Source organism: Faecalibacterium langellae (genome assembly GCF_002549775.1).
GTDB classification, from domain to species: Bacteria; Bacillota; Clostridia; order Oscillospirales; family Ruminococcaceae; genus Faecalibacterium; species Faecalibacterium langellae.
Genome location: NZ_NMTR01000075.1, coordinates 1 through 1,018, shown reverse-complemented (window position 1 = coordinate 1,018; position 1,018 = coordinate 1). Strand labels below are relative to the sequence as shown.

Genomic DNA, 1,018 nt, shown 5'->3' with positions numbered 1-1,018 from the left:
GCGATAATAAAGGTTCCCGCAATAGCCATGATAATCGCTACCAACTCTGAAACCATTGGAAATCTACGGTTCTTAGCACACACAAAAGTCAGAATGAGTACTGGCGTGACATACTGCAAGACCGTCGCAGTCCCTGCATTGGTATGCTGAATGGCACTAAGATAGGCATACTGATTCAAGACCAGACCAAAGAGTGCAAATAAGGCGATACTTACTAAGGTTTTCTTATCTTTAAGTGCTGAAACTAATTTGTCTGACTGCCGAAAAAAGACCGAAGCTGTCAGCAAAATCCCAGCTAGAATTAAACGTAAACTCGTTAAAAGATTAACATTAATCCCATGAGCCATCAGGTATTGACCCGAAACTCCTGAAAATCCCCAAGCAATTCCAGCAACCAAGACCATCAGACTCCCTTTTAATTGTTTAGACATGTGTTTTCCTCGATTATGATAATGCCTATTTATTATAACACAGGAAGTCGTAAGTCAGTAGATAACTTCAGAAAAATTATACTCTTTTTCTTGAGGAATTTTCAAGCCACCAACCTATAATCCAGCCAAGAACTAAAAGATAATTTTCAAGTGCACCAATAGCGTTGACTGAGTGACGGTATTGAAGATAGCTAAGGAAATGATTAGTCCCAATCCCAAGACCTCCAATAATCAAAGCCATTAGAACAGCTTTCAAATAAAACCAATCGTACTTGAGATTGACAGTAATCAGGATGACAAGAACTGTTACATTCCAAATACCAATCTCCCTCTGCCATCCGATAGAAATGCCGTAACCCGAATGACTTCCCATATAAGTTGGGAAGAATAGCTGAAAAATAATAGCACCAGTCATGGCGAGGATGACGAGGATAAAAAGGACTCTTAAGAATTTGTTCTTGGGGTAACTCCTAAAATCTATTTATAATAAAATTCTTGACTAGTCTAACACAAATATTGCAAATAAAGAACCAACCTTTCGGCTGGTTCTTTATTTATCAATCTTCTTTCAACTTAGCCAATTCTTG

2 protein-coding genes are annotated in these 1,018 nt (G+C 38.2%); both read right to left on the bottom strand.

The features are described from left to right. The coding region (locus tag CGS49_RS13790) for a DMT family transporter (protein WP_143405895.1) at positions 1–431 on the bottom strand (431 nt) is incomplete at its 3' end. Between the two features lie 76 nt (positions 432–507). Next, the gene (locus CGS49_RS13785; RefSeq protein ID WP_014608640.1) at positions 508–846 is read right to left on the bottom strand and encodes a hypothetical protein; all 339 of its coding nucleotides are present in this window, start codon (positions 844–846) and stop codon (positions 508–510) included. Positions 847–1,018: the final 172 nt, after the last annotated feature.

Coding starts and splice junctions, on each gene's coding strand:
- CGS49_RS13785 (WP_014608640.1), bottom strand. CDS start 846: ATGACTGGTGCTATTATTTTTCAGCTATTCTTCCCAACTTATATGGGA.